At 68.3% G+C, this 2,549-nt stretch carries 1 protein-coding gene and 1 pseudogene; both read right to left on the bottom strand.

Going from position 1 to position 2,549, the window contains the following annotated elements; translation table 11 throughout:
- Positions 1 to 50: 50 nt before the first annotated feature.
- Positions 51 to 1,303 (bottom strand): annotated as a pseudogene (locus tag FUT87_RS09000) (ABC transporter substrate-binding protein).
- Between the two features lie 96 nt (positions 1,304 to 1,399).
- Positions 1,400 to 2,549, bottom strand: a 1,150-nt coding sequence (locus FUT87_RS08995) for a carbohydrate porin (RefSeq protein ID WP_147240819.1), incomplete at its 5' end; no start/stop codon positions are given.

Raw genomic sequence — 2,549 nt, 5'->3', positions numbered from 1 at the left:
CTCCCGCTTGCGGGAGAGGGCAGGGGTGAGGGTCTTCGCGGCCCCCCGGCTTACTTGGTCTTCGCCGCCGCGGCCAGGCGCGCCTGCGCGTCCTTGGCCGTCATCTTGTCGCTGTTCCAGAACTGGCTGACGACGTCCTTCATCGCGCCCTCGGCGGCCGCGGGGACCGCCATGCCGTGCGCGATCGACGGCACCAGGGTGCCGGACTTGGCATCGGCGGCGAAGTCCGTGGCCGACTGCTTGGCGCAGTCGTCGAACTTGTCCATCTTCATGCCGGTGCGCACGGGATCGAGCCCTTGTTCAGGTTGAACAGCTCCTGGAACTCCGGCGACATGATCGCGGTGGCCAGGTCCTGCTGGGCCTTCTCGTTGGCGGCGTTCTTCAGCTTGAACAGCGCGAAGGAGTCGATGTTGAAGGTGAAGGCCTTCTGCGTGCCGGGGGCGGCGGTGCAGGTGAAGTCCTTGCCCGGCGCCTTGCCTGCGGCGATGAACTCGCCCTTGGCCCAGTCGCCCATCAGCTGCATGCCGGCCTCGCCCTTGATCACCATCGCGGTGGCCAGGTTCCAGTCACGGCCGGGAGCGTTCTTGTCGGTGTAGTCCTTGATGCGCTTGAAGGTGGTCAGCACCTTCTCCATCTGCGGCCCCGTCAGCGTGGCCGGATCGAGCTGCACCAGCGCCTTCTTGTAGAAGTCCACGCCGCCGACGCCCAGCGCCACCGATTCGAAGACGGTGAAGTCCTGCCAGTTCTGGCCGCCATGCGCCACCGGGATGATGCCGGCCTTCTTCAGCGCCTCGGCGGTGACGAAGAACTCGTCCCAGGTGGTGGGCAGCTTGGCGCCGGCCTTCTTCAGCGCCTCGGGGTTGGCCCACAGCCAGTTCACGCGGTGCACGTTGACCGGCGCGGCGATGTAGTGGCCCTTGTACTTCATGATGTTGGCCACCACCGGCGGGATCACCTCGTCCCACTTGCCGGCCGCGGCGACGGCGTCGACGTTGGTCAGCACGCCTTCGGCCGCCCATTCCTGCAGCGACGGGCCCTTGATCTGCGCGGCCGCCGGCGCGTTGCCGGACACCACCCGCGACTTCAGCACCGTCATGGCCGAGTCGCCGCCGCCGCCGGCCACTGCGAAGTCCTTCCAGGTGTGGCCCTGCTTCTGCAGCGTGGCCTTGAGCGCGGTGGCGGCCTTGGCCTCGCCGCCGCTGGTCCACCAGTGCAGGACCTCGACCTCGCCGGCATGCGCCGCGCCGGCGGCCATCAGCGCGCACAGCGCCGCGGCCTGGGAAAGTTGCTTGAGCTGGGTCATTCCGTTGTCTCCGTGTCGTCGGGAAGTTGGAGCGAATGTTGTCATGCGAGGCCGCGGGAGCGGGCTGCCGCCCCCGGGCGCGTCATCGGTGGGGCGTCAGAACCAGACTTCGACCTGCGCGCCGAAGCTGGTGCCGGAGGTCTCGCCGTCGTAGCCGGCCACGCCGGTCACATTGCCGGCGGCCTTGTTCCACTTGGCGTGGGTGACATAGAGGCGGAACTCGGGGCGATCCATCAGCGCCGGGCCGGTGGACAGCGTCGGCGCGAAGGTCACCTTGGTCAGGCGCGCGCGCTGGCCGCCGTCGGGCTTGTACTGCGACACGCCAGCTTCGGTGAGCAGCTTGAAGTTGCGGGTCACCCCGTAAGACACGCGACCGCCGATGGAGGTGGACACCGTCGCCTTGCCGGCGTTGTCCTTCTCGTTGGCCCACAGCAGCATGCCCATGCCGCCCCAGGCGCCTTGCTGGAAGTTGACCGACTCGACGACGCGGAACTTCTTCGCGGCGGAGGTGTCGGTCTGGTTGCCGAAGTTGGAGTTCAGCCCGGTCGAGCCCTGCGCGTACTGCACCCACAGCACGTTGTTCAGCGAGGTGCCGAACAGCTTGCTCTGCACATGCTTGGCGGCCAGGCCCCAGCCGTTGGTGCCGCCGGCGAACTGCGACTTGGTGGCCGTGCCGAAGAAGGCCAGCGTGCCGTCGGTGTTGGTCGGGATGTCGACGTACTCGACGTTGCCGCGATGGCCGGGGCGCTGGTTGGTGTCCTTGTCGTTGGTGTAGTAGGCGACGCCGAGCTTGCCCGGGCCGACCGGGATGCCCTTCATGCCGGCGCCGATGCCGGCCATCTCGGTGAAGTAGGTGTCGACGATGTGGACGTCGCCGCGGCGGCCGCGTTCCTTGCCGGCCCAGACGGTGGCCTCGGGCAGGAAGTCGAAGCCCTTGGCCTCGACATACATCTGCGCCAGGCGCAGGTGCTTGGCGTCGTCGGCGTCGGAATGCGGGTTCCAGTAGTCGGTCATCAGCACGACCTTGTAGTCGATGCCGTCCTTCTTGAAGCCTTGCGCGAGTTGGAACTCGCCGTAGATGTCGCACTCGTTGCCCAGGCGGTACTTCATGCCGCTGGTGCCGCCATTGAGGGCGTAGCAGGCGCGGCTGGCGCCGCCGTCGGTGGTGCCGCCCGGGCCGGCGCGCAGGTAGCCGGTGTAGTCCAGGGCGTGGGCGGAGCCCGCGGCCAGCAGCAGGCCGGCGGCG

It is taken from the genome of Mitsuaria sp. TWR114 (genome assembly GCF_007997345.1).
The sequence above is the reverse complement of the archived record's forward strand: the minus strand, read 5'-3'. Positions and strand labels throughout refer to the sequence as shown.